Source organism: Meridianimarinicoccus roseus, from assembly GCF_003172915.1.
Classification (GTDB): domain Bacteria; phylum Pseudomonadota; class Alphaproteobacteria; order Rhodobacterales; family Rhodobacteraceae; genus Meridianimarinicoccus; species Meridianimarinicoccus roseus.
This window is the reverse complement of record NZ_QGKU01000026.1, coordinates 1-21,081: the sequence shown is the minus strand read 5'-3', so window position 1 is coordinate 21,081 and position 21,081 is coordinate 1. Positions and strand designations below refer to the sequence as shown.

28 protein-coding genes and 1 tRNA gene are annotated in these 21,081 nt (G+C 65.7%); 18 read left to right on the top strand and 11 right to left on the bottom strand.

Going from position 1 to position 21,081, the window contains the following annotated elements:
• Positions 1-85 precede the first annotated feature (85 nt).
• Positions 86-478 carry a peptide-methionine (R)-S-oxide reductase MsrB gene (gene msrB / locus DKT77_RS05955; protein WP_109810805.1) on the top strand — a complete coding sequence of 131 codons (393 nt, stop codon included), beginning with the start codon at positions 86-88 and terminating at the stop codon, positions 476-478.
• A gap of 10 nt (positions 479-488) precedes the next feature.
• On the opposite strand, the gene DKT77_RS05950 is transcribed toward msrB, so the two are convergent.
• Complete coding sequence (locus tag DKT77_RS05950; RefSeq protein WP_109810804.1) at positions 489-971, bottom strand: outer membrane protein assembly factor BamE; 483 nt, start codon at positions 969-971, stop codon at positions 489-491.
• A gap of 79 nt (positions 972-1,050) precedes the next feature.
• On the opposite strand from DKT77_RS05950, the gene DKT77_RS05945 reads away from it, so the two are divergent.
• The 8 genes from DKT77_RS05945 (at position 1,051) to DKT77_RS05910 (ending at position 6,803) form a co-directional block, all read left to right on the top strand.
• A complete protein-coding gene (locus DKT77_RS05945; protein WP_109810803.1) occupies positions 1,051-1,647 on the top strand; it encodes a YceD family protein in 597 nt (198 codons plus the stop codon).
• Positions 1,648-1,773: 126 nt separating this feature from the next.
• Positions 1,774-1,980, top strand: coding sequence for a 50S ribosomal protein L32 (rpmF, locus tag DKT77_RS05940; RefSeq protein ID WP_109810802.1), 207 nt, complete (start codon positions 1,774-1,776; stop codon positions 1,978-1,980).
• A 23-nt stretch (positions 1,981-2,003) separates the two neighbouring features.
• Positions 2,004-3,122 (top strand): phosphate acyltransferase PlsX, encoded by a 1,119-nt coding sequence (gene plsX, locus DKT77_RS05935; RefSeq protein ID WP_109810801.1) that lies wholly within the window; start codon positions 2,004-2,006, stop codon positions 3,120-3,122.
• Complete coding sequence (locus DKT77_RS05930) at positions 3,119-4,090, top strand: beta-ketoacyl-ACP synthase III (RefSeq protein WP_109810800.1); 972 nt, start codon at positions 3,119-3,121, stop codon at positions 4,088-4,090. The genes plsX and DKT77_RS05930 overlap by 4 nt, the downstream gene beginning before the upstream one ends.
• A gap of 95 nt (positions 4,091-4,185) precedes the next feature.
• Positions 4,186-4,488 (top strand): integration host factor subunit alpha, encoded by a 303-nt coding sequence (gene ihfA / locus DKT77_RS05925; protein ID WP_109810799.1) that lies wholly within the window; start codon positions 4,186-4,188, stop codon positions 4,486-4,488.
• A gap of 20 nt (positions 4,489-4,508) precedes the next feature.
• A complete protein-coding gene (locus DKT77_RS05920; protein WP_109810798.1) occupies positions 4,509-5,396 on the top strand; it encodes a MerR family transcriptional regulator in 888 nt (295 codons plus the stop codon).
• Between the two features lie 102 nt (positions 5,397-5,498).
• A tRNA-Pro gene (locus DKT77_RS05915) sits at positions 5,499-5,575 on the top strand.
• Positions 5,576-5,699: 124 nt separating this feature from the next.
• A complete protein-coding gene (locus DKT77_RS05910; RefSeq protein ID WP_109810797.1) occupies positions 5,700-6,803 on the top strand; it encodes a 2'-deoxycytidine 5'-triphosphate deaminase in 1,104 nt (367 codons plus the stop codon).
• A gap of 12 nt (positions 6,804-6,815) precedes the next feature.
• On the opposite strand, the gene DKT77_RS05905 is transcribed toward DKT77_RS05910, so the two are convergent.
• The 4 genes from DKT77_RS05905 to fabD all read right to left on the bottom strand — a co-directional run bounded on the left by DKT77_RS05905 (position 6,816) and on the right by fabD (position 9,657).
• Positions 6,816-7,418, bottom strand: coding sequence for an MSMEG_1061 family FMN-dependent PPOX-type flavoprotein (locus tag DKT77_RS05905; RefSeq protein ID WP_109810796.1), 603 nt, complete (start codon positions 7,416-7,418; stop codon positions 6,816-6,818).
• Positions 7,419-7,546: 128 nt separating this feature from the next.
• On the bottom strand, positions 7,547-7,780 hold the full coding sequence (locus DKT77_RS05900; protein WP_109810795.1) for an acyl carrier protein: 234 nt from the start codon (positions 7,778-7,780) through the stop codon (positions 7,547-7,549).
• A 190-nt stretch (positions 7,781-7,970) separates the two neighbouring features.
• The gene (fabG, locus tag DKT77_RS05895; protein WP_109810794.1) at positions 7,971-8,708 is read right to left on the bottom strand and encodes a 3-oxoacyl-[acyl-carrier-protein] reductase; all 738 of its coding nucleotides are present in this window, start codon (positions 8,706-8,708) and stop codon (positions 7,971-7,973) included.
• A 4-nt stretch (positions 8,709-8,712) separates the two neighbouring features.
• Positions 8,713-9,657: an ACP S-malonyltransferase gene (gene fabD, locus DKT77_RS05890; protein WP_109810954.1), complete on the bottom strand. Its 945-nt coding sequence runs from the start codon at positions 9,655-9,657 to the stop codon at positions 8,713-8,715.
• A gap of 213 nt (positions 9,658-9,870) precedes the next feature.
• On the opposite strand from fabD, the gene DKT77_RS05885 reads away from it, so the two are divergent.
• On the top strand, positions 9,871-11,094 hold the full coding sequence (locus tag DKT77_RS05885; RefSeq protein WP_109810793.1) for a cytochrome b/b6 domain-containing protein: 1,224 nt from the start codon (positions 9,871-9,873) through the stop codon (positions 11,092-11,094).
• A gap of 153 nt (positions 11,095-11,247) precedes the next feature.
• Here the strand turns inward: DKT77_RS05885 and DKT77_RS05880 are convergent, their stop codons facing one another.
• Positions 11,248-11,829, bottom strand: a complete 582-nt coding sequence (locus DKT77_RS05880; RefSeq protein ID WP_109810792.1) for a hypothetical protein — start codon at positions 11,827-11,829, stop codon at positions 11,248-11,250.
• Positions 11,830-11,954: 125 nt separating this feature from the next.
• Positions 11,955-12,407, bottom strand: coding sequence for an Lrp/AsnC family transcriptional regulator (locus DKT77_RS05875; protein ID WP_109810791.1), 453 nt, complete (start codon positions 12,405-12,407; stop codon positions 11,955-11,957).
• Positions 12,408-12,516: 109 nt separating this feature from the next.
• Here DKT77_RS05875 and DKT77_RS05870 point away from each other — a divergent pair, with 109 nt between their 5' ends.
• Together DKT77_RS05870 and DKT77_RS05865 are read left to right on the top strand one after the other, a co-directional pair.
• On the top strand, positions 12,517-13,047 hold the full coding sequence (locus DKT77_RS05870) for a pyridoxamine 5'-phosphate oxidase family protein (RefSeq protein ID WP_109810790.1): 531 nt from the start codon (positions 12,517-12,519) through the stop codon (positions 13,045-13,047).
• A complete protein-coding gene (locus DKT77_RS05865; protein WP_109810789.1) occupies positions 13,037-13,624 on the top strand; it encodes a LysE family translocator in 588 nt (195 codons plus the stop codon). Before DKT77_RS05870 ends, DKT77_RS05865 begins: the two co-directional genes overlap by 11 nt.
• 63 nt (positions 13,625-13,687) lie before the next feature.
• Here DKT77_RS05865 and DKT77_RS05860 read toward each other — a convergent pair whose 3' ends face one another.
• Positions 13,688-14,275 carry a YceI family protein gene (locus DKT77_RS05860; protein WP_109810788.1) on the bottom strand — a complete coding sequence of 196 codons (588 nt, stop codon included), beginning with the start codon at positions 14,273-14,275 and terminating at the stop codon, positions 13,688-13,690.
• Positions 14,276-14,562: 287 nt separating this feature from the next.
• Between DKT77_RS05860 and rpsF the strand changes: the two genes are divergently transcribed.
• From rpsF to rplI, 3 genes are read left to right on the top strand one after another with little or no spacing between them, the layout of a single operon-like run.
• Complete coding sequence (rpsF, locus tag DKT77_RS05855; protein ID WP_109810787.1) at positions 14,563-14,937, top strand: 30S ribosomal protein S6; 375 nt, start codon at positions 14,563-14,565, stop codon at positions 14,935-14,937.
• Positions 14,938-14,963: 26 nt separating this feature from the next.
• Positions 14,964-15,191 (top strand): 30S ribosomal protein S18, encoded by a 228-nt coding sequence (gene rpsR / locus DKT77_RS05850; protein WP_109810786.1) that lies wholly within the window; start codon positions 14,964-14,966, stop codon positions 15,189-15,191.
• 12 nt (positions 15,192-15,203) lie between these two features.
• Positions 15,204-15,818, top strand: coding sequence for a 50S ribosomal protein L9 (gene rplI / locus DKT77_RS05845; RefSeq protein ID WP_109810785.1), 615 nt, complete (start codon positions 15,204-15,206; stop codon positions 15,816-15,818).
• 121 nt (positions 15,819-15,939) lie between these two features.
• On the opposite strand, the gene DKT77_RS05840 is transcribed toward rplI, so the two are convergent.
• Positions 15,940-16,776, bottom strand: coding sequence for a CE1 family esterase (locus tag DKT77_RS05840; protein WP_109810784.1), 837 nt, complete (start codon positions 16,774-16,776; stop codon positions 15,940-15,942).
• Positions 16,777-16,793: 17 nt separating this feature from the next.
• Positions 16,794-17,315 carry a YHS domain-containing (seleno)protein gene (locus DKT77_RS05835; protein WP_109810783.1) on the bottom strand — a complete coding sequence of 174 codons (522 nt, stop codon included), beginning with the start codon at positions 17,313-17,315 and terminating at the stop codon, positions 16,794-16,796.
• Positions 17,316-17,547: 232 nt separating this feature from the next.
• Here DKT77_RS05835 and gatB point away from each other — a divergent pair, with 232 nt between their 5' ends.
• From gatB to DKT77_RS21330, 3 genes are read left to right on the top strand one after another with little or no spacing between them, the layout of a single operon-like run.
• On the top strand, positions 17,548-19,062 hold the full coding sequence (gene gatB / locus DKT77_RS05830) for an Asp-tRNA(Asn)/Glu-tRNA(Gln) amidotransferase subunit GatB (protein ID WP_109810782.1): 1,515 nt from the start codon (positions 17,548-17,550) through the stop codon (positions 19,060-19,062).
• A gap of 4 nt (positions 19,063-19,066) precedes the next feature.
• On the top strand, positions 19,067-19,297 hold the full coding sequence (locus DKT77_RS05825) for a hypothetical protein (RefSeq protein WP_109810781.1): 231 nt from the start codon (positions 19,067-19,069) through the stop codon (positions 19,295-19,297).
• Positions 19,294-19,419 carry a hypothetical protein gene (locus tag DKT77_RS21330; RefSeq protein ID WP_274520053.1) on the top strand — a complete coding sequence of 42 codons (126 nt, stop codon included), beginning with the start codon at positions 19,294-19,296 and terminating at the stop codon, positions 19,417-19,419. Before DKT77_RS05825 ends, DKT77_RS21330 begins: the two co-directional genes overlap by 4 nt.
• 371 nt (positions 19,420-19,790) lie before the next feature.
• Here the strand turns inward: DKT77_RS21330 and DKT77_RS05820 are convergent, their stop codons facing one another.
• Positions 19,791-20,987: an IS256 family transposase gene (locus DKT77_RS05820; protein ID WP_109809696.1), complete on the bottom strand. Its 1,197-nt coding sequence runs from the start codon at positions 20,985-20,987 to the stop codon at positions 19,791-19,793.
• Positions 20,988-21,081: the final 94 nt, after the last annotated feature.

Sequence of the window (21,081 nt, the reverse complement as noted above, 5' to 3'; positions counted from 1 at the left end):
CGCCGCAACCCTACATCTTCCACAAGCCGTATCACGCGGATCGTGACGGCAAGGCGACACAAGCCCGAGTCAGGAGACCCACCCGATGGACAAGATCGTGAAATCAGACGCCGAATGGCGCGAACAACTGTCGCCGCTTGCCTACAAGGTGACGCGCAAGCACGGGACCGAGCGCGCGGGCACGCACGAGGATTTCCCGAAGGATCCCGGCGTCTATGCCTGCGTGTGCTGCGGCGCACCGCTGTTCGAACAGGATGCCAAGTTCGAAAGCGGCACCGGCTGGCCCAGCTTTTACCAGCCTCTCGACCCCGAGATGGTGGGCGAAAAGGCCGACAACTCGCTGTTCATGCGCCGTACCGAAGTGCACTGCAACCGCTGCGACGCCCATCTGGGGCACGTCTTCCCAGACGGACCGGCACCGACCGGGCTACGCTACTGCATCAACGGCGTCGCGCTGACCTTCGAGCCGGACAGCTGACATTTTCCGGTCAGTTGCCTTCGCCCAGGAAATCGCCCGCTGTCGGCGTGCCGACATTGCCAAAAATGCGCCGAAGGATGCCCAGTTCGGACACCGACGGGTCCGTGACGCGCGCTGTCAGCACCACGACGCGGCCGTCCTGTTCGTCGAAGCGTTCGACGTTCTGCACAGTGCCGGCGTCGCCGAAGCGGACGGCGACGATGTCGCGCCGGGTGGTTTGCGGCGCGCGCAGCCCAAGGGTGCGCCTTTCCGAGGCGACGTAATACCATGACCGATCGCTTTCGAAGCCGAGCGTCATCGGCGCGCCGATCTTTTCGGCAACGGTATCGCGCGTGTCCTCGCCGACCGTGATCTCTGCAAGCTGATCGTCGGCCGGCACGTAGCCGTGGCTGCGCACGATCGGGGAACAGGCGGTCAGCACGGCGCACAAAAGCGCCATCGGCAGCCACGCGCCACGAGCGCCGCGCGATGTTGCCCTATTTGATGTCGCCATGTTCCGCCTTGCCTGTTGTGCCTGCTTCTGGCACCCCGATACCCTGACCCTGCCGACCTGTTCAAGAATGGATACCGCCATGGCCGCCTCACGCCCCGGCGACACGCCCGCCACCCCGGACCTTCCGACGCGCTTCCGGCCCGCCGAACTGCCGCGCCGCAAGCCCCTCTCCTTCGCGCTGAAACCAGACGCGGCGCATTGCGCGGCGCTGGCCGAGGAACTGGAGCTGCTGGGGCTTCGCAAGCTGCGCTTCGAAGGCACACTCAGCCCGACGGGGCGCGAAGACTGGGACCTCGACGCTAGCCTTGGGGCCACGGTCGTGCAGCCCTGCGTGAGCACGCTGGCTCCGGTCACCACACGGATCGACGAGGATGTGCAGCGCCGGTTCCGCACCCGCCTGCCGGACGACGACACCACGGGCGAGATCGAGATGCCAGAGGATGACACCCTTGAGCCGCTTCCAGAGGCGATCGATCTGGAGGCCGTTCTGGCCGAGGCGCTGACCCTCGCGCTGCCGCCCTATCCGCGCGCCGCCGACGCCGCGCCGGATCAGACCGTGTTCACCGAACCTGGCAAGGCACCGATGACCGACGAGGACGCGCGCCCCTTCGCCGGGCTGGCAGGGCTGAAGGACAGGCTGCAGGGTGGCGGACCCGGCGACACGGACGACGACTGACCAAAAAAGCGCTTGCACCACAGCGCAAAACGATTAGAAGTCCGGCTTCGACTGACCGCGAAGGGCCCGGATGTTGCGTGCCCTGACCCGCGCTCCACGCACATACAGACGAACAAGGGTTGAGACATGGCTGTCCAGCAGAACAAAGTTACCCGGTCGCGCCGGAACAAGCGCCGCTCGCACGACGCGCTGGTGGCCGGTAACCCCAACGAATGCACCAATTGCGGTGAACTCAAGCGGCCGCATCACGTGTGCCCGTCCTGCGGTCACTACGCCGACCGCGAGGTCGTTGCCACGGTTGACGACGTGGATCTCGACGAAGACGCGGCCTGAGACGGTCAAGACGCACTATACCCATGATGGCACGGCGGTCCCAGAACGGCGCTGATCGTGCCACGTCAAGGCCCGTGACGGTTTCGGTTGATGCGATGGGCGGCGATGCCGGTCCCGCGCCGATTGTGGCGGGCATGGCGTGGTCCGCACAGAAGAACCCTGACATCCGGTTTCTGGTTTTCGGGAACGGCGCGCAGCTCGAAAAGCTTGTCGACAAACGCAAGGCGCTGGCCGGGCGCTGCGAGGTTCGCCACGCCGACGGCGTCGTCACCATGGACAGCAAGCCCAGCCACGCGATGCGGCACGGCAAGGGAACCTCCATGTGGGAGGCGATCGATGCGGTGCGCGCGGGCGACGCGCAGGTCTGCGTGTCCTGCGGCAATACCGGCGCACTGATGGCCATGTCGATGGTCCGGCTGCGCAAGATCCCCGGCATCAACCGTCCGGCCATCGCTTGCCTCTGGCCGTCGCGCAACCCGGGCGGCTTCAACGTCATGCTGGACGCAGGGGCGGACATCCGCGCGGATGCCGAGGACCTTCTGCAATACGCCTTGATGGGGTCGTCCTATGCCCGTGTCGGGCTGGGCCTCGAGCGACCGCGCATCGGGCTGTTGAATGTCGGAACCGAAGAACACAAGGGCCGGGCCGAACTCAAGCTTGCCCATGACATGATCGAGGCGGCCTCTCAGCACGCGCCTTTCGACTTCATCGGATACGTCGAAGGCGGCGACCTTCCGTCGGACCGGGTGGACGTGATCGTCACCGACGGGTTCACCGGAAATGTCGCGCTCAAGACCGGCGAAGGCACCGCAAAGCTGATCCGGGAACTGCTCAAGCAGGCCTTTAACTACTCCCCCCTGTCACGCATCGCCGCGCTTCTGGCAGTGACCTCGCTCCAGCGTCTGCGCAAGCGGATCGACCCGCGCCGCGTGAATGGCGGCGTGTTCCTGGGATTGAACGGATTGGTGATCAAGTCTCACGGATCGGCGGACGCGACCGGCGTGTCCGCCGCGATCAAACTGGCTTTCGAATTGGGGCAGGTGGATTTCCCGGCCCGCGTCGCGGCGCGGGTTGCATCCCTTTCCGCACCGGTCCAAGGTGCTGAGACTGACAGCGGACAGGTTTACGGTACGCCCAAATGACAACACGCGCGGTGATTCGAGGAGTCGGTCACTACCTTCCCGATCGGGTCTTCGAGAACGCGGAATTCGCCGAAACGCTGGACACCAGTGACGAGTGGATCCGCTCCCGTTCGGGGATCGAACGGCGCCACTTCGCGGCCGAGGGTCAGGGCACGGCGGACCTTGCCGCCCGCGCAGCGCGCGCTGCGCTGACCGATGCGGGCCTTGCGCCCGACGACATCGATGCCGTGATCGTCGCCACTTCTACCGCGGATCTGACCTTTCCGTCCGCCGCCACGATGGTGCAGGCCGAACTGGGCATGACCGGCGGTTTCGCCTTTGACGTGCAGGCGGTCTGCGCGGGCTTCGTGTTCGCGCTGGCAAATGCCAACGGCATGATCCTGTCCGGGCAGGCCAACCGCGTGCTGGTCATCGGAGCGGAGACGTTCAGCCGCATTCTCGACTGGACCGACAGGGGCACCTGCGTGCTGTTCGGGGACGGTGCCGGCGCGCTGATACTCGAACGTGGCGATGGCACAGGGACGGTGCAGGACCGGGGTATTCTGGCCAGCGACCTCAATTCCGACGGCCGCTTCCGCGATATCCTTTATGTCGACGGGGGCGTGTCCACCCAAACCACCGGCCATTTGCGGATGCAGGGCAAGGAAGTGTTCCGTCACGCGGTCGAGAAGCTGGCCCAGACGGCGCACCGCGCGCTCGAAAAGGCGGGACTCGGGCCCAACGATGTGGACTGGATTGTCCCGCACCAGGCCAATCTGCGGATCATCAAGGCGACCGCGCAAAAGATGGGCCTTGGCATGGACCGCGTCGTCGTGACCGTGCAGGACCATGGCAACACTTCGGCAGCGTCAATTCCTCTGGCGCTGTCCGTCGGCAAGGCGCGAGGCCAGATCCAGCCCGGGCAGATCGTCGTGGTCGAAGCGATTGGCGGCGGACTGGCGTGGGGATCGGTCGTGTTTCGCTGGTGACGCGGTCGGCATGAAACTTGCCATCGTCCAAACCCCGCCATTGACAGCATTTTCTGTCTGTCTCTATCGTGGCCACAAAACGGGGAGTTAATTGAATGAGTGGCAAGACACTGACGCGCATGGACCTTAGCGAGGCCGTGTTCCGGGAAGTCGGTCTGTCGCGCAACGAATCCGCGCAGCTTGTTGAAAGCGTCCTTGCCCATCTCAGCGATGCTCTGGCGTCCGGCGAGTCGGTGAAGATATCGTCCTTCGGCACGTTCAACGTGCGCGACAAGGCGGCGCGTGTCGGGCGTAATCCGAAGACCGGCGAAGAAGTGCCGATCCATCCGCGCCGGGTGCTGACCTTCCGCCCCTCCCACCTGATGAAAGAACGCGTGGCACAGGGCAACAAGCGCTGAGGCGGCGCGGCGGATGACGCATGACTAAATCGCCCGACGCCTTTCGCACGATCAGCGAAGTCGCTGCCTGGCTGGACACGCCCGCCCATGTGTTGCGCTTTTGGGAAAGCAGGTTCGACGATCTCAAGCCGGTCAAGCGCGCGGGCGGGCGTCGCTATTACAGGCCCGAGGATATGCAGCTTCTGGGCGGCATCAAGCACCTGCTGCACACCGAAGGGCACACCATCAAGTCTGTTCAGGACCGCATCAAGTCGGACGGGCCAAGCGCTGTCGCTGCTTTCAGCCCACCACTGACCGCCCCGCCCGCCGGTGCGGAGGCGCAGGTGCAGGAGGCTCGCGCCCCGATGGAGGTCGAAACCCTGGCCGCCGGTCCGGCGCCGCTCCGTCGTGAACCGCCCGCGCAGGTTCCGGCCGCCGCTTCGGTGGATGGCGGCGGCGCGACCCCGTCCTTTGCTAGCGCCCGCACCGCTGCCGCACCCATGCCCTCCCCGGCTGCCGCCGACCCCGAGCCCGCCACATCGCCCGACCCCGCGCCACAGCCGGAAGCCCTATCTTCGGAAAGCCCCGATGACGATGCGCCGCCCATCGGCTTCTTTTTCGACGACAGCGACGATGCCGCACCCGCCGAAGCCCAGAGCGGCACCTTCAGCCCGCTGTCCGAACCGGAACCAGCGATCGCTCCAATCGCAACGTCCGGGCCGCAGCATGCGCCTTCCGAGGCCGCGCAGGCTTCGCGCGCGCCCGCAGCGCCAACCGACCCCGACGATGACACGCCTGGCCTGGCGCCGCCCCTGCCGATAGCGGCCCGCCTGCGCGCTATCCTGCCCGAAGACCTTTCGGCGGCGCAGCGTGCGCGCCTCGCAACCCTTGCAGGTCGTCTTGGAAGCATGGCCCGCGGGCAGCTGTAAACCGCGCGGCACGGGGGCGCCTTCCTGCATATCGGGGCCGTCGCTATTTTTTGCAGCAATCGCCTTGCCCTGCCCCGCAAACCTGCTAAACACCGCCGGTGTCGGGCTATAGCGCAGCTTGGTAGCGCGTCCGTCTGGGGGACGGAAGGTCGTGAGTTCGAATCTCGCTAGCCCGACCATCAAAACACCCGCCGCCCCGCGCGGCGGGTTTTGCGTTTCCGGCCTATCCCGCCGCGCGCTCTTGCGCCCCCGTTGTCGCTGGGTCAAAACAGCCCCCACTCAGCCTGCGAGGATACACACGCGATGACCCGGCCCGCCCCTCTTTCCGACGCCCTCGGCGTGCTGCCGATCCAGTCGTTGCAGGCGATGGTCGCACACGGTCAGATCACCGCCACAACGCCGGTGACCGAAGCCCAGTACCAGCCCGCCTCGCTGGACCTGCGGCTCGGTCCCGTCGCATACCGGGTGCGCGCGTCCTTCCTTGCCGGGCACGGAGCGCGGGTCGCCGACCGGCTTGATACTTTCGCGATGCACCGCATGGACCTGACCGGCGGAGCGGTGCTTGAAAAGGGCTGCGTCTACCTCGTGCCGCTGATGGAAGGGCTGGCGTTGCCGGACGGGGTGCGGGCCGTGGCCAACGCAAAAAGCTCCACCGGGCGGCTTGATCTGCTGACCCGCACGATCACCGATCGCGGCACCGAATTTGACCGCATCGCGCCGGGTTATCACGGTCCGCTCTGGGCCGAGATCTGCCCGCGCAGCTTCTCAGTGCTGGTGCGTCAGGGGATGCGCTTGAACCAGATCCGGTTCCGCACCGCCGACACCACGCTGGACGACGCCGCGCTGGACGCTCTTCACCGGGCGCAGTCCTTGGTGGACGGACCCGCGCATATCGACGCCGGGCTGGGGTTTTCCGTCGACCTGGAACCGCGCCGCGATGGCATCGTCGGCTATCGCGCCAAACCCCATGCCGGCGTGATCGACCTCGACCGGATCGGCGCCTATGCCATCGGCGATTTCTGGGACACGGTGCGCAGCGACGGCGGCGGCATCATCCTAGACCCCGGTGCGTTCTACATCCTTGTCAGCCGCGAGGCGGTGCATATCCCGCCCGACCACGCGGCCGAGATGGCCCCCTACATGGCGCTGGTGGGCGAATTCCGCGTTCATTATGCCGGCTTCTTCGATCCCGGCTTCGGCCATGCGCAGGCGGGCGGGCAAGGCTCCCGTGGGGTGCTGGAGGTGCGCTGCCACGAGGCGCCATTCCTGCTGGAACATGGCCAGCGCGTCGGCCGGTTGGTCTATGAACGCATGACAGAGCGGCCCACACGGCTCTACGGCGCGGATTTCGCGTCAAACTACCAAGGCCAGGGGCTGAAACTGTCCAAGCATTTCCGTGCCAACTGACCGCTCGGTGCACTACCACAAGCGCGGGGCCGCATAGGCCGGGTAGGCCGCATCATAGGCTTGCGCGTCCGGGACGCTGCGGGCTTCCTGCAGGAACTGCCCGGCGCTAGGAACCGTGGCGCTTTCATCCCCTGCCGTCCAAAGACCCGCGCGCATCAACGCCTTGGCGCACTGGAAGTACATCTCGGCCACGGTCACGGCGATCACGCTGCGCGGCTGGCGACCGGACTTGTCGAAACGAGCGCGCGCGGCGGCGTCCTCGGTCACTATGGCGGTGCCGTTGACCCGCACAACGTTGGTGCAGCCCGGCACCATGAACATCAGGCTCACACGGCCGTCGCGCACGATGTTGCGCAGGCTGTCCAGCCTGTTGTTGCCCATCCAGTCAGGCAGCAGCAGCGTCGTGTCGTCTGCTATGTGGACGACAGGGCCGTCATCGCCGCGCGGGCTGGTGTCGGTCCCTTCAGGGCCGACCGTACCCAGCACGACGAAACGCGCGGCGCCGATCCACGCGCGGTAGGTCGGCGTGATGCGTCGCACCACCTTGTCCAGCGATGCGGGCACCGGGGCACCATAAAGCTCGTCCAGCCGTTCGGTCGTGGCGATGGGCGTCATGTTAGGTCTCCTGCTGCGGTCTTCAGGTCAGCCTAGCGCCCCCAAGCGGCGCAGCACAGCCCCGAACGCAAACGCGGCGCCCCGAAGGACGCCGCGCCAAAACCGTACGAAATCGGCTTTAAGCCGGATCAGGATGCTTCCGAGATGAACTTGACCGCGTCGCCGAAAGTCTGGATCGTCTCGGCCGCGTCATCGGGAATCTCGATGCCGAATTCTTCTTCGAACGCCATCACCAGTTCCACGGTGTCCAGGCTGTCGGCGCCCAGATCGTCAATGAAAGACGCGCTTTCGGTGATCTTGGATTCTTCGACGCCGAGATGTTCGACAACGATCTTCTTCACGCGATCTGCGATGTCGCTCATTTTCATTCCTCTATCAGTCTTCGGGGTCTTGCCCGCTTTGGTTGTGGCCTTGCGGCCCGTTGCGGCTAGAAGCCTTGATGCCTGCCTCTCAAGCGGGGCCGAACCCTGCCCCCGGCAATCTGCGTGGCCTATAGCATATGGTCAAGTGAAGGCAAACGCTTTCGCAGAACCGGTTTCCCGGTGCCGCGCGTCAGATCATCGCCAGTCCGCCGTTGACGTGCAGAACGGTCCCAGTGGTGTATCCCGCCTCGGCGCTGGCGAGGTAAAGCACCGCCGCCGCGATCTCTTCCGGCTCGCCCATGCGCCCTGCGGGAACGTTGCCGAGGATCCCGGCCTTCTGATCTTCGGTCAGCTTGTCGGTCATCGCGGTAGTGATGAATCCCGGCGCCACCGCGTTCACGGTGATCCCGCGGCTCGCCACTTCATAGGCCAGAGACTTCGACATGCCGACCAGTCCCGCCTTGGCGGCGGCGTAGTTACCCTGACCCGGGTTTCCGGTGGCCCCTACGACCGAGCTGATGTTGACGATCCGCCCCCAGCGCGCCTTCATCATGCCGCGCAGAACGCCGCGCGACAGGCGCATCGCGGCGGTCAGGTTCACCTCGATCACGTTGGACCATTCGTCGTCCGACATGCGCATGAACAGGTTGTCGCGAGTGATGCCGGCATTGTTCACCAGGATGTCCACGCCGCCCATCGCCTCGATCGCCTGCTTCGGCAACGCGGTCACGGCCTCGGCGTCGGACAGGTTGCAGGGCAGCACATGGGCGCGCGCGCCAAGCTCGGCCGCCAGCGCCTCCAGCGGCTCAACGCGCGTGCCCGACAGGCCCACCGTCGCCCCCGCGCCGTGCAACGTGCGCGCGATCTGCGCGCCGATGCCGCCCGATGCGCCGGTAATCAGCGCCGTCTTTCCAGTCAGATCGAACATGGTCCTACTCCTGTGCCGCCGCGGCCAGCGCCGCCGCAATGTCCGCGGGGGTTGCGATGTTGGTGCAGGCGATACCCCGGTCGATGCGACGCACCATGCCGGTCAGCGCCTTGCCCGCGCCGAGTTCCCAGATCTCGGCCGTGCCTTGCGCCGCCATGTACTGCACGCTTTCGCGCCAGCGCACCGCCCCGGTGATCTGCCGCACGAGCAGCGCCCGGATCGTGTCGGGGTCGCTGACCGCTTCGGCGGTGACGTTGGCCACCAGCGGCACGGAAGGCGCGGCGATGGCAACATCCGCCAGCGCGTCCCCCATCGCATCGGCGGCGGGCTGCATCAGCGCGCAATGAAACGGCGCAGACACCGGGAGCATTAGCGCACGCTTAGCGCCGCGTTCGCGCGCCAGCGCGGCGGCGCGTTCCACCGCCTCCAAATGACCGGAAACAACCACCTGCGCCGGATCGTTGTCGTTCGCGGCCTGGCAGACCTGGCCCTGGGCTGCCTCGGCCGCGATCGCGGTGACCGCCGCAAGGTCGAGCCCGAGAATCGCCGCCATCGCGCCCACGCCCACCGGCACCGCACCCTGCATCGCCTCGCCGCGGAGGCGCAGCAGGCGGGCGGTGTCGGGCACGCTCAGCGCTCCGGCTGCGGCCAGCGCGGAGTACTCGCCCAGCGAATGACCGGCGACGAAGACGCCGTCCGACACTGCGACACCTTCGGACTCAAGCGCGCGCACGGCGGCAAGCGAACACGCCATCAGCGCTGGCTGCGCATTGGCCGTCAGGGTCAGCGTCTCGATATCGCCGTCCCAGATCAGCGCGGACAGGTCTTCGCCCAACGCCTCGTTCACCTCGTCGAAAACGGCCCGGGCGGCCGGATACGCTTCGGCGAGGGCCTTGCCCATCCCGATGGTCTGCGCCCCCTGCCCGGGGAATACAAATGCGCGGGTCATGTCGTCCTCCTCACCCGATCGGCCGGGCATCGCCGCCTGTGTGTGACCGGTCTGTCCCAAGCCCGATGTCCGGGCGGGTCTAGCCCAGCATGGCGGCACGTGCAATCACGGCCAGCCCCGCGCGGCGCCGCACGACACCTGTGCACGCGCATGTGTTTGCGGCGCGATCAATCCGCGTTACCTCTCCCGAAACTCTTTTCAACGGAGCAGATCATGTCCACCGCCGACGCTACGCTTGGCAATTCACCCCAAAGCTACGGTTCCATCGCCAAGACCTTCCACTGGCTTACAGCCTTGCTGATCCTGACCGCCATTCCGTTGGGCGTGATCGCCAACGACATGGCCTATGACACATCCGAGCAGCTGGCGCGCAAGGGCTGGCTGTTCTCGCTGCACAAGACGGTCGGGCTCGCGGCGTTCACCGTGGCGGTGTTGCGCATCTGCTGGGCCGCGGTGCAGCCCAAGCCCGCGCTGCTGCACCCGGATCGCAGGCTGGAAAGCTTCGCTGCGGAAACCGTGCACTGGATGCTCTATGCCGCACTCGTCATCGTGCCGCTGTCGGGCTGGCTGCACCACGCCGCCACATCGGGCTTCGCGCCGATCTGGTGGCCTTTCGGGCAAAGTCTGCCCTTCGTGCCGGTGAACGACACGGTCGCGCATTTCTTCGGTGCATGGCACTGGCTGTTCACGAAGGTGCTGATCGGCGCACTGCTGCTGCACATCGCAGGCGCGCTGAAGCACCACATCATCGACCGCGATGCAACGCTGTCCCGGATGCTGCCGGGCGTCACGCTGGCAGGCGATCCGGGCGCGGCCCATCCGCGCGCACCTATGACCGCCGCGATCGGGCTGTGGGCAGCGTTGCTTGCGGGCGGGTCGGTGCTGGGCCTTGCCGGGTCTGCCGATACAGATGCCGCCGTGCCGCAGCTTGAAGCCGCGCCGTCGGGCTGGGCAGTGCAGGACGGTCGCCTCGGCATCACCGCCGTTCAGTTCGGGTCAGAGGTGCAGGGGCATTTCGCGGACTGGACCGCCAGCATCAATTTCGCCCCCGACGCCCCCGGCCCGGTCAAGGGCGACGTGACGGTGCAAATCTCCGTTCCCAGCGTGACGCTGGGCTCCGTGACCAGCGAGGCATTGAAGCCCGAGTTCTTCGCCGCCGAGGAGCATCCCACGGCGACCTTCACCGCCGAGATTACCGAGGCCGAGGGCGACGCCGCCTACCTGGCTGACGGAACATTGACGTTGAAAGGAACGCAAATGCCGCTGCAGCTGCCCTTCACGCTGCAAATCGACGGCGACACAGCGCAGATGCAGGGCAGCACGGTGATCGACCGGCGCGATTTCGGGATTGGCACAGCCAGCTACAACGACGAATCCACTGTCGCCTATGACGTAACCGTGGACGTCAGCCTGACCGCGACCCGCACCACGCAATAGCGCGTACCGGTCCCCGCTCGCACCGATGCCCTGCCTCCGCCAAGGGATCCACTCGGAACGAAAAAAAGGGACCCATCCGCAACGAGAAAAGGGCGCGGTCACCCGCGCCCCGTTTCACATGTTCAGCCTGAACGTGACAGGCCCGAAGCGGGCTCAGCCCTTGCGGCGCAGGCGGCGCAGACCGCCAAGCCCGACCAGACCCGCGCCCAGCAGCAGCGCCGGGGCCGGCAGCGGAACCGGCGACGGGCCGGGGGCCGGATTTACGCTTGCCGTGACGCCCACGGCGTCCACGTCATATCCGTCAGTGCTTGGCAGGCCGGGCGTGGTGTCGCTCAAGCGCAGCGTGTCGAACACACCGTTAAAATTGAAGATGAACCCATTTGCCGAGGCGTTGTCCACAGACCCGACCTTGGTGAACGATCCGTTGAACCCGGCGAAGACGTCGGCGGTTTCGAGATATCCGGCCCGGTTGCCGAAAGTGATCTCATAGGACACACCCGGTCCGGTGAACAGCTGGCCGAAGGTGAAATCGGCGAAGCCGCCAAGGCCCAGCGACATGAATTTCCCGTCCGGCGCACCAAGCGCATTGAGCGGGTTGTCCCGGTCGTTCGAACTGCCGACGGTGCCGTTGTTCGTCCAACTGATGTTGGTTGCGTAGAGGGTCGCGGCGCTCGCTCCCGACACGATGGTTGCGCTCGCAAGCAATGCTCCCGCGATCAACGCTTTGGTTTTCATCTGGCCTACTCCTGACACACTCAAGATCCCGCAACAGTACGGGGATTACCTATCCATACGTCGATACCGGACCAAACTCATGCAGTAAGTTACGAAAGGGTTAACACCCCGGGATACGCTGGCGGCTATTTGCGCCCATCTTTCGGAGATCCCATTACCACCCAGGTGGTAATCGCGCTGACATTGGGCACGGTGCCCAGAACATCGGTGTGAAACGCCTTGTAGGCCCCAAGATCGGCCACTTCCACGCGCAGAAGGTATTCGATCACGCCGGTGATGTTGTGACATTCCACCACTTCCGGCGCGGTCGCCATCGCCTTCTCGAACACGGCCTGGGACGCCTTGGAATGATCCGACAGGCCAACCCCTATATAGGCAACGAAACCCCGGCCCATCGCCGCCGGATCGAGCACGGCGCGGTAACCGGAAATCACGCCCGCCCGTTCAAGGTCCTGAACCCGCCGCAGACAGGCCGAAGCCGACAGCCCCACCCGCGCGGCAAGTTCGGTATTGCTGATCCGGCCATCGGCCGAAAGCTCCTGCAATATCCTCTCGTTTATCTGGTCTCTCTTCGCCATTGCTTCGAACTTTATCGCTTCCTACGCCACATTTAGCAGCCCATTGCGCCGGATACATGCCAATCATGCCAAGGGTCAAAACACAAGCCGCGACTCAGGAGGATCGGCCATGACATCCGTAGGACTGGACACCGGCGCGCTGAACTGCCTTGGCCGTTCGGTGTTGTGCTGGCTCGCCACTGCCGATGCCGAAGGCCGCCCCAACGTGTCGCCGAAGGAGGTGTTCTGCGCCGCTTCGCCAAGCGAGATACGCATAGCCAACATCGCGTCGCCGCGAAGCCGCGCGAACATCACGGCCAACCCGAACGTGTGCCTCTCGGCCGTGGACGTGTTCGAGCAGCGCGGGTTCAAGATCACCGCGCACGCGCACGTTGTCTCCGCGAGTGCGCCCGAGTTCGAGTGCCTTGTCAAACCACTCGCCGAGATGGCAGGGCCCGGTTTTCCGATACGCGACGTGTTCGTCCTGAAACCGCTCCGCGTCAGCCCGATCATCGCGCCTTCCTGGCGGCTCTTTCCGGACAGAACCCCCGCAGAACGCCGCGATGCGACGCTGGCGGCCTATGGCGTGCGGGAGGACGATCGCTCCTTAAGAAATATCCGCGCGAAACCACGGCACGAACGGCACTCCGATGACCCATGATGTTCTTCTTGCTCTTACAGGCTTCGCACTGGTCAGTTCCATCACGCCGGGGCCTAACAATCTTATGCTGATGGCCTCGGGCGTGAATTTCGGCCTGCGCCGCACGGTGCCGCACCTTCTGGGCGTGGCGCTCGGGTTCACTGGGATGGTGGTGCTGGTCGGTGCCGGGGTAGCACGCGCCTTCGACGCGCTGCCTCTGCTGGAACCGGCGCTGCGTGTGGCCTGCCTTGGCTACATCCTTTGGATGGCGTGGAAGCTGCTGCGCGCGAGTGGCATTGCCGACGCCCGCCGCCCGCCCGCGCCGATGACTTTCCTGCAGGCGGCCGCGTTCCAGTGGGTCAATCCCAAGGCCTGGGCGATGGCGCTGACTGCGATCACCGCCTACGCGCCCGACCACACGCTCGCGGCCGTCGCTGTGGTCGCGGCGGTGTTCGGACTGGTGAACCTGCCCTCGGTGCTGGTCTGGGTGGTTATGGGGCTGCGGCTGCGCGGCTGGCTCACGCTTCCGGGACGACTTCGGGGGTTCAACATCGCCATGGCGGTGCTGTTGGTTGGATCGGTCCTGCCGATGCTCTGAATGCGAAGGGCCGCCCCTCGAAGGGCGGCCCGGCGTCTTGCACGGCGTTGGCGCGATGCCGCCTTACGATTTCTCAGCAGCCTGCTGCGCCTCGATCGAGATGAACACTTCAACCTCGTCCGACACGTAGGGCGCGAACATGTCCACGCCATAATCGCTGCGCAGCAGCGTCGTCGTGGCGTTGAAGCCAAGCCACGGCGTGTTGGCCATCGGGTGCGTGTCGGCCTTGTTCAGCACCGTGTCGAGAACGACCTGCTTGGTCACGCCGTTCAGTGTCAGATCGCCGGTGATCAGGGCGGTATTCTCGCCGGTCACCTCGATGCCGGTGGATACGAAGGTCACCTGCTCGTCCGTTCCCGCTGCATCGAAGAAGTCGGCGCCCATGAAATGCTCGTCGCGCGCTTCCCAGCCCGTGAACATGCTGGTCACCGGCATCGACACGTTGACCGATGATGCGGCGGGATCGGCTTCGTCGAACTGGATTGTGCCCGAAAAGCCCGAGAACATTCCATACGTGGTCGAAAAGCCGAGGTGGTCATAGTTGAACACGACTTGGCTGTGGCTGCTGTCGAGCGTGTATTCGACGGGCTCAGCGACGGCGGTGGTGGCGAGGCCGAGACCAAGCGCGGCGGCGACGAGAGTGGATTTCATGGGGTTGCTCCTTGCGATTGTGGCGGAACGCGGCGGATGCCGCGCTTGTGGGAAATGTCGTGTGGCCGGCCGACAAGACAATCCTGCGAAAACCCACAACTTGCGTTCACCAGCGAACAGGCGGAGACGCCCTGCCGGACGGCCACCGGACCACGCAGCTTGCAATGGCCGTGCAGGTCTGTATAAGGCCGCATCTTCCGCAATCCGCAACTCGGCGCAGTCTCTCGTGGACGGGCGCGGAAGCCTTGGCCCGCCCTATGAAATGCGCCTCAAGAAAAGGACTTGATATGCCGCTTTACGAGCATGTCTTCATTTCCCGTCAGGACCTGTCGAACGCACAGGCCGAGGGCCTTGTCGAACACTTCACCACCGTCCTCGCGGACAACGGCGGAAAGGTCGTTGAAAACGAGTACTGGGGCGTCAAGACGATGGCCTACAAGATCAACAAGAACCGCAAGGGCCACTATGCCTTCCTGAAGACCGACGCGCCCGCGTCCGCCGTCCAGGAAATGGAACGCCTGATGCGCCTGCATGACGACGTGATGCGCGTTCTGACCATCAAGGTGGATGAGCACGCCGAAGGTCCGTCGATCCAGATGCAGAAGCGCGACGAACGTGGGGACCGCGGCGACCGCGGTGACCGCGGCGACCGTCGCCGTTGATCCAGACAGGGAAAGGAACCTAACACATGGCCACCAAACCGTTTTTCCGCCGCCGCAAGGTCTGCCCCTTCTCCGGCGACAACGCGCCCAAGATCGACTACAAGGACACGCGCCTGCTGCAGCGTTACATCTCCGAACGCGGCAAGATCGTGCCGTCGCGGATCACCGCCGTGTCGTCCAAGAAGCAGCGTGAACTGGCCCGTGCGATCAAACGCGCGCGCTTCCTCGCCCTGCTGCCCTACGCCGTGAAGTAAGGAACGCACCAGATGGATATCATTCTTCTCGAACGCGTGGCCAAACTCGGCCAGATGGGCGAAGTCGTCTCCGTCAAGGAAGGCTACGCCCGCAATTTCCTGCTGCCCCAAGGCAAGGCGCTGCGCGTGAACCCCGCCAACCTCGCCCGCTTCGAAGAGCAGAAGGCGCAACTCGAGGCGCAGAACCTCGAAACCCGCAAGGAGGCCGAGGCACTTGGCGCGCAGCTGGACGGCAAGTCCTTCGTCGTGATCCGCTCGGCATCCGATTCGGGCGCGCTCTACGGATCGGTCAGCACCCGGGACGCCGCCGACGCGGCAACCGAGGCGGGCTTCACGGTGGACCGCAAGCAGGTGCACCTGAGCCGCCCGATCAAGGAACTGGGTCTGCACGACGTGATCGTCACGCTGCACCCGGAGGTCGAGGTGACGATCTCGCTCAATGTTGCGCGCTCCCCCGAAGAGGCGGAACTGCAGGCATCGGGCAAGTCGATCCAGGAACTGGCGGCCGAAGAAGAAGCGGCAGCCGATTTCGAGATCGCGGAACTGTTCGACGATATCGGCAGCGCCGCGATGGACGACGACGAAAGCGGCGACAGCACCCCGCAGCCGGATGTCGAAGAGCGCTGAGCGCGCCACGCCCGACCGGACTTATGGGGCCGCAGCACATGCTGCGGCCCTTTTTTCATGCCCGCCCCCTCGCCTTGCGGAAGCGCGGCAGGCGAAGGGCCGCGGGTCCGGGCGAATGCGTTCAGCGCGGCGGCAGGGTCGCCAGCCAGTCTGCGGCCATATCCGCCCAGCCGTCCGGCACGAGATGCCCGCCCGGATGCAGTGCCAGTTCCAGCGCGCTGCCTGGCGCACAGTCGGTCCAGGCGCGCCGCCAGAACGGCCCCGAGGTGTCGAACCGCGTGGCACGCAGCCCGTCGCACCCGTTCGCCGCGCGCCAGACCTGAAACGCCGCGAAGACATCGCCCTGCATGATCTGCCCGCCGCGCAGCGGTCGCCCCTCCAGCGGCACGGTGCCGTCGGTCCAGCCGTGGGTATGCAGCAGCCGCACGGGCCCTGCGCAGCGGTCCGGGTGCGGGCGCCAGAAGCTGCCCGCCACCGGCACATAGGCGGCAAAACTGTCCGGTGCGGCACAGGCTATGTAGCTCGTCATCGACCCGCCGATGGAATAGCCGCCGAGGAAAATACGCGCAGAGTCCAGCCCGAACCGCGCCACCGCGTCATCGCGCACGGACTGTAGGAAGGCGGCTTCGTCGCGCCGCTGCGGGCGGCCGGGCATGAACGACCAGCCGCCGCCGTCGGCCCCGTCACGGCCGCGCCCGTTCGGCGCGATCACCGCGAACCCACGCGCAAGAAGCGCGTCGGTCACACGCGGATTGCGGATCATCGCCAGCGCGTCGGCGCCGTAGCCGTGCAGAAACATGACCGCGGGTGGCTGCGCCGCCGCACTGTCCGGCAGACGGACGTGATAGCTGCCATCCGCCACCCGGCAGGCCACCTCGCCGCGCGCGCAGTCCTGCTGCGCTGGGGCCGTCCCGGCCACAAGCGACAGCAGCAGGCCGGTCAGTAGTGTACGGCACATGTGCGAACCCGGCGCGGTCAGTTCGTCACCGGGCCGGTAGCGCGAAAGCGCGGCACGCGATCGGTCGAGGCGGGCTGCGGTTCGAGATCCGGCCATGCCGATTGCGCGCTCTGCTCGTAACCGGGAATATCGCGCTCCCATTTCCGCGCGACGCCCGCGTTGATATTCAGGTAAAGGCGGTCCTCGACGATGCGCCACAGCTTCGGGTTCGCAGGTACCTTGTACCCGCCCGCCACGCCAAAGGCACAATGCCCATCGTAGTGGGGCGCGTACCGTGCCGGATCTGCAAGGAACGCATCACGGTTCGCCGCGGTGGCGAAGGCGAAGGTCGCGCCGTTGTAATTGGCCGTCAGGTCGGCGCGGCCCAGCGCGGGTTCCGGCTGGGCCTTGCCCACCGGCGCCTGCTCCAGCGCGAAGTACGACACCACGTCATATCCCGAGACGGCGAATCCCGTCCCGTCGACATATTGCGGCCCGGCGAGGGCAGACACGGCGGTCATCAGCCCGAAGGCAGCGGCGAGGCAGGTGTTTCGGATCATGCGAGGCTCCCTTGCGATGCGTAGTCACCCTAGCCGGACATGCACGCGCCGGCAGCCCGGCTTCCCGACAAGTTGATGGCCCGTGTTTCGCCCTGCATCTCAAGCGCATGACGTGCCACGCGAAACCTCATGCCGCATGCAGCCCTCCCGATCCACCCGCGCAATGGCGGCTTGAGCCGGCGCGCACGCGGCACTAGAAGGCACGGGGACACCGCCGAAAGGACACCGCGCCATGCTCGATCTGACCTACGAAGCCCCCGCCCCCAAGGTCATCGCCGGGGCGAAGCACGATTGGGAACTGGTGATCGGGCTTGAAGTGCACGCGCAGGTGGCCTCCAACGCCAAGCTGTTCTCGGGCGCCTCAACGCAATTCGGCGCGGAACCTAACAGTAACGTCGCCTTCGTGGACGCCGGAATGCCGGGGATGCTTCCGGTGATCAACGAAGGCTGCGTCGCGCTCGCCGTCAAGACCGGGCTGGGTCTGAAGGCGCAGATCAACCTGACCTCGGCCTTCGACCGGAAGAACTATTTCTACCCCGACCTGCCGCAGGGCTACCAGATCAGCCAGTTGTATCACCCCATCGTCGGCGAGGGCGAGGTGCTGGTGGACATGGCCCCCGGCATCGCGCGGCTGGTGCGCATCGAACGCATCCACCTCGAACAAGACGCCGGCAAGTCGATCCACGACATGGACCCGCACATGTCCTTCGTGGACCTGAACCGCACGGGCGTCGCACTGATGGAGATCGTCTCGCGCCCCGACATCCGCGGCCCGGAAGAAGCCGCGGCCTATGTCGGCAAGCTGCGCCAGATCCTGCGCTACCTCGGCACCTGCGACGGCAACATGCAGAACGGCAACCTGCGTGCCGACGTCAACGTGTCGGTCTGCCGACCCGGCGACTACGAGCGCTATCAGGAAACACAGGATTTCAGCCATCTCGGCACCCGCTGCGAGATCAAGAACATGAACTCCATGCGTTTCATCCAGCAGGCGATCGAGTTTGAGGCCCGCCGCCAGATCGCCATTCTGGAAGACGGCGGGACGGTCGTGCAGGAAACCCGGCTCTACGATCCCGACAAGGGCGAGACGCGCTCCATGCGGTCCAAGGAAGAGGCGCATGACTACCGCTACTTCCCCTGCCCCGACCTGCTGCCGCTGGAGATCGAGCAGGCTTGGGTGGACGACATTGCCGCATCCCTGCCCGAACTGCCCGACGAGAAACGCGCGCGCTTCGTCACCGCCTTTGGGCTGAGCGAATACGACGCCTCCGTGCTGACGGCCGAGGTAGAATCGGCCGCCTATTTCGAAGCCGTGGCTGAAGGGCGTGACGGCAAGATGGCCGCGAACTGGGTCATCAACGAACTGTTCGGTCGACTGAAGAAGGACGGTGATCGCGCCATTACCGAAAGCCCGGTCAGCCCCGCGCAACTGGGCGGCATCATCGGCCTGATCGAAAAGGGCGACATTTCCGGCAAGATCGCCAAGGATCTGTTCGAGATGGTCTATACCGAAGGCGGCGATCCGGCGCAGATCGTGGAAGACCGCGGCATGAAACAGGTCACCGACACCGGCGCGATCGAGGCCGCGGTGGACAAGGTGATCGCCGAGAACCCCGCGCAGGTGGAAAAGGCCAAGGCAAACCCAAAACTCGCAGGCTGGTTCGTGGGCCAGGTGATGAAGGCAACCGGCGGCAAGGCGAACCCCAAGGCTGTGAACGACCTCGTGGCGGCCAAGCTGGGCCTGTAGGCCCGTGGCCAGTCTGCGCCGCGACGTTGCGATCCACAACGAACGGGTCAAGCTGTTCTCGGGTTTCGTGAACGCGATCGGGCTGGGGCTGATCGGCTTCGCCGTACTGCGCCCGTTGACAGTGAATCTCGACGAGGTGTCCGGCCTGACCGTGCTCTGGGGCGTCGCGGGTCTTTTCCTGCACGCCATTTCGCACTATATCTTGGTCATGCTCCGCACGGAGGACAACACATGACCGCTTTTGAAGTCGCCATTCCCCTGATCGCTCTTGCCGTGGCTGCAACCGGCGTCTGGCTTCTCAGACGCGAAGCCGCCCGTATCGATGCGCGCAAGCGATCCAGCCACCCGGCGGAGTGATGAGAGGCGTGCAAGGAACGCGCTGACCGGCATCCGGGCAAAAATCGGCCTGCCGGACTCGTATCATTTCTGTCTGAAACACGACGCATCGTGAACCGTCCCCTCAGGTTGCCCGGCGTTCGCTAACTACGCTGAGCCAAGGTTTTCTGATCACATTCATTCGGAGCCGCCGTTTCACCGGTGTCTCCACGCGCCATCCGTGACAACCTGCTGTCAATCGCTGTCGCACGGCGTTGGTCTGACATGCCGCAGTGAAGCCGCACCGCAAGCGTCACAACCGCCCGTCCCGCCGTTCCGGTAACTTTTCCCCGCACCGGTAGTGCCCCGCGGCGTGGTGTAAGAGGGCCGGCCTTCGGAGAGGCTCGAGTTGGTCAGGTCGCCACGGCGGGCAGTCTGACGTTGTGAGTATCGGTGATGCGGGCCAGCGACTCCAGCCCCATGTAACGGCGCGCGACGGCCCACTCGTCGTTGGTTTCGATCATCAGCGCGCCGACCAGACGGATGATGGCCGCGTCGTTCGGAAAGATCCCGACGACATTGGAACGGCGCTTGATCTCCTTGTTGACGCGCTCAAGCGGGTTGGTCGAGCTGATCTGCGCCCAGTGCTCCCTGGGGAAGTCCATGTAGGCGAGCACGTCGTCGCGGGAGGCGTCCATCATGGCGCCGAGCCGGTCATTCTTCTCACGGAGGGCGTCGGCGATGGCGTCCCACTGGGTCTCCGCCTCGGCCTTGGTCTCCTGGGCGAAGATCGTCTTGAGCATTGCGGCCACGGCGGTGCGGCTCTTGGCCGGGGCATGGGCGAGCGCGTTTCTGAGCCAGTGCACGCGACACCGTTGGTGGGTCGCATCGAACACTCGGCGGGCTGCGGCCCTGAGCCCCTTGTGATCGTCGGCCACGACGAGCTTCACGCCGCGCAGGCCGCGATCGGCGAGAGAGCGCAGGAAGCCAGTCCAGAACGTCTCCGCCTCGGAGGGGCCGGTGGCGACGCCGAGCACCTCGCGTCGGCCGTCCCCGTTGACCGCCACCGCGATTATTACGGCACGGCTGATGATCCGGCCGTTCTCGCGCACCCGGATGTAGGTTGCATCGAGCCAGAGATAGGGCCAGGCGCCCTCGAGAGGCCGGGTGAGGAATGCCAGCACGCGCTCGTCGATCTCGGCGCAGAGCCGACTCACCTGGCTCTTAGACACGCCACTCCCGCCCATGGCACGCACCAGATCGTCCACGGCGCGCGTCGAGACGCCGTGCACATAGGCTTCCTGGATGACGGCCACGAGGGCCTTCTCCGCCGTCCTGCGCGGTTCGAGAAAGCTCGGGAAGTAGCTGCCCTTGCGCAGCTTCGGGATCGCCAGGTCGATCCGGCCGGCGCGGGTCTCCCAGCCTCTCTCGCGGTATCCATTGCGCTGCGTGGTGCGCGCCGGTGTGCGCGTTCCTTTTGGCGCGCCCGTCGCAGCCTCGACCTCCATCTCCATCAGCCGCTCGGCGGCATAGGCGAGCATGTCGCGGACGAGATCCTCGTCGGCGGACTTCTCCACCAGCTCCATCAGGGTCATTCTATCGTCGGTCATCGTCGTCTCCGGTTCGGTTCCAGGTTTCGCAACCCGAACCTTCTCCGAAGACCGGCGATGGCCGCCAGCGTCACCGCCGGCCGCGCGCTGCGCT

Bases quoted from the DNA above. Each gene is read 5' to 3' on its own strand.
- msrB (WP_109810805.1), top strand. From the start codon at position 86: ATGGACAAGATCGTGAAATCAGACGCCGAATGGCGCGAACAACTGTCG.
- DKT77_RS05950 (WP_109810804.1), bottom strand. From the start codon at position 971: ATGGCGACATCAAATAGGGCAACATCGCGCGGCGCTCGTGGCGCGTGG.
- DKT77_RS05945 (WP_109810803.1), top strand. From the start codon at position 1,051: ATGGCCGCCTCACGCCCCGGCGACACGCCCGCCACCCCGGACCTTCCG.
- rpmF (WP_109810802.1), top strand. From the start codon at position 1,774: ATGGCTGTCCAGCAGAACAAAGTTACCCGGTCGCGCCGGAACAAGCGC.
- plsX (WP_109810801.1), top strand. From the start codon at position 2,004: ATGATGGCACGGCGGTCCCAGAACGGCGCTGATCGTGCCACGTCAAGG.
- DKT77_RS05930 (WP_109810800.1), top strand. From the start codon at position 3,119: ATGACAACACGCGCGGTGATTCGAGGAGTCGGTCACTACCTTCCCGAT.
- ihfA (WP_109810799.1), top strand. From the start codon at position 4,186: ATGAGTGGCAAGACACTGACGCGCATGGACCTTAGCGAGGCCGTGTTC.
- DKT77_RS05920 (WP_109810798.1), top strand. From the start codon at position 4,509: ATGACTAAATCGCCCGACGCCTTTCGCACGATCAGCGAAGTCGCTGCC.
- DKT77_RS05910 (WP_109810797.1), top strand. From the start codon at position 5,700: ATGACCCGGCCCGCCCCTCTTTCCGACGCCCTCGGCGTGCTGCCGATC.
- DKT77_RS05905 (WP_109810796.1), bottom strand. From the start codon at position 7,418: ATGACGCCCATCGCCACGACCGAACGGCTGGACGAGCTTTATGGTGCC.
- DKT77_RS05900 (WP_109810795.1), bottom strand. From the start codon at position 7,780: ATGAGCGACATCGCAGATCGCGTGAAGAAGATCGTTGTCGAACATCTC.
- fabG (WP_109810794.1), bottom strand. From the start codon at position 8,708: ATGTTCGATCTGACTGGAAAGACGGCGCTGATTACCGGCGCATCGGGC.
- fabD (WP_109810954.1), bottom strand. From the start codon at position 9,657: ATGACCCGCGCATTTGTATTCCCCGGGCAGGGGGCGCAGACCATCGGG.
- DKT77_RS05885 (WP_109810793.1), top strand. From the start codon at position 9,871: ATGTCCACCGCCGACGCTACGCTTGGCAATTCACCCCAAAGCTACGGT.
- DKT77_RS05880 (WP_109810792.1), bottom strand. From the start codon at position 11,829: ATGAAAACCAAAGCGTTGATCGCGGGAGCATTGCTTGCGAGCGCAACC.
- DKT77_RS05875 (WP_109810791.1), bottom strand. From the start codon at position 12,407: ATGGCGAAGAGAGACCAGATAAACGAGAGGATATTGCAGGAGCTTTCG.
- DKT77_RS05870 (WP_109810790.1), top strand. From the start codon at position 12,517: ATGACATCCGTAGGACTGGACACCGGCGCGCTGAACTGCCTTGGCCGT.
- DKT77_RS05865 (WP_109810789.1), top strand. From the start codon at position 13,037: ATGACCCATGATGTTCTTCTTGCTCTTACAGGCTTCGCACTGGTCAGT.
- DKT77_RS05860 (WP_109810788.1), bottom strand. From the start codon at position 14,275: ATGAAATCCACTCTCGTCGCCGCCGCGCTTGGTCTCGGCCTCGCCACC.
- rpsF (WP_109810787.1), top strand. From the start codon at position 14,563: ATGCCGCTTTACGAGCATGTCTTCATTTCCCGTCAGGACCTGTCGAAC.
- rpsR (WP_109810786.1), top strand. From the start codon at position 14,964: ATGGCCACCAAACCGTTTTTCCGCCGCCGCAAGGTCTGCCCCTTCTCC.
- rplI (WP_109810785.1), top strand. From the start codon at position 15,204: ATGGATATCATTCTTCTCGAACGCGTGGCCAAACTCGGCCAGATGGGC.
- DKT77_RS05840 (WP_109810784.1), bottom strand. From the start codon at position 16,776: ATGTGCCGTACACTACTGACCGGCCTGCTGCTGTCGCTTGTGGCCGGG.
- DKT77_RS05835 (WP_109810783.1), bottom strand. From the start codon at position 17,315: ATGATCCGAAACACCTGCCTCGCCGCTGCCTTCGGGCTGATGACCGCC.
- gatB (WP_109810782.1), top strand. From the start codon at position 17,548: ATGCTCGATCTGACCTACGAAGCCCCCGCCCCCAAGGTCATCGCCGGG.
- DKT77_RS21330 (WP_274520053.1), top strand. From the start codon at position 19,294: ATGACCGCTTTTGAAGTCGCCATTCCCCTGATCGCTCTTGCCGTGGCT.
- DKT77_RS05820 (WP_109809696.1), bottom strand. From the start codon at position 20,987: ATGACCGACGATAGAATGACCCTGATGGAGCTGGTGGAGAAGTCCGCC.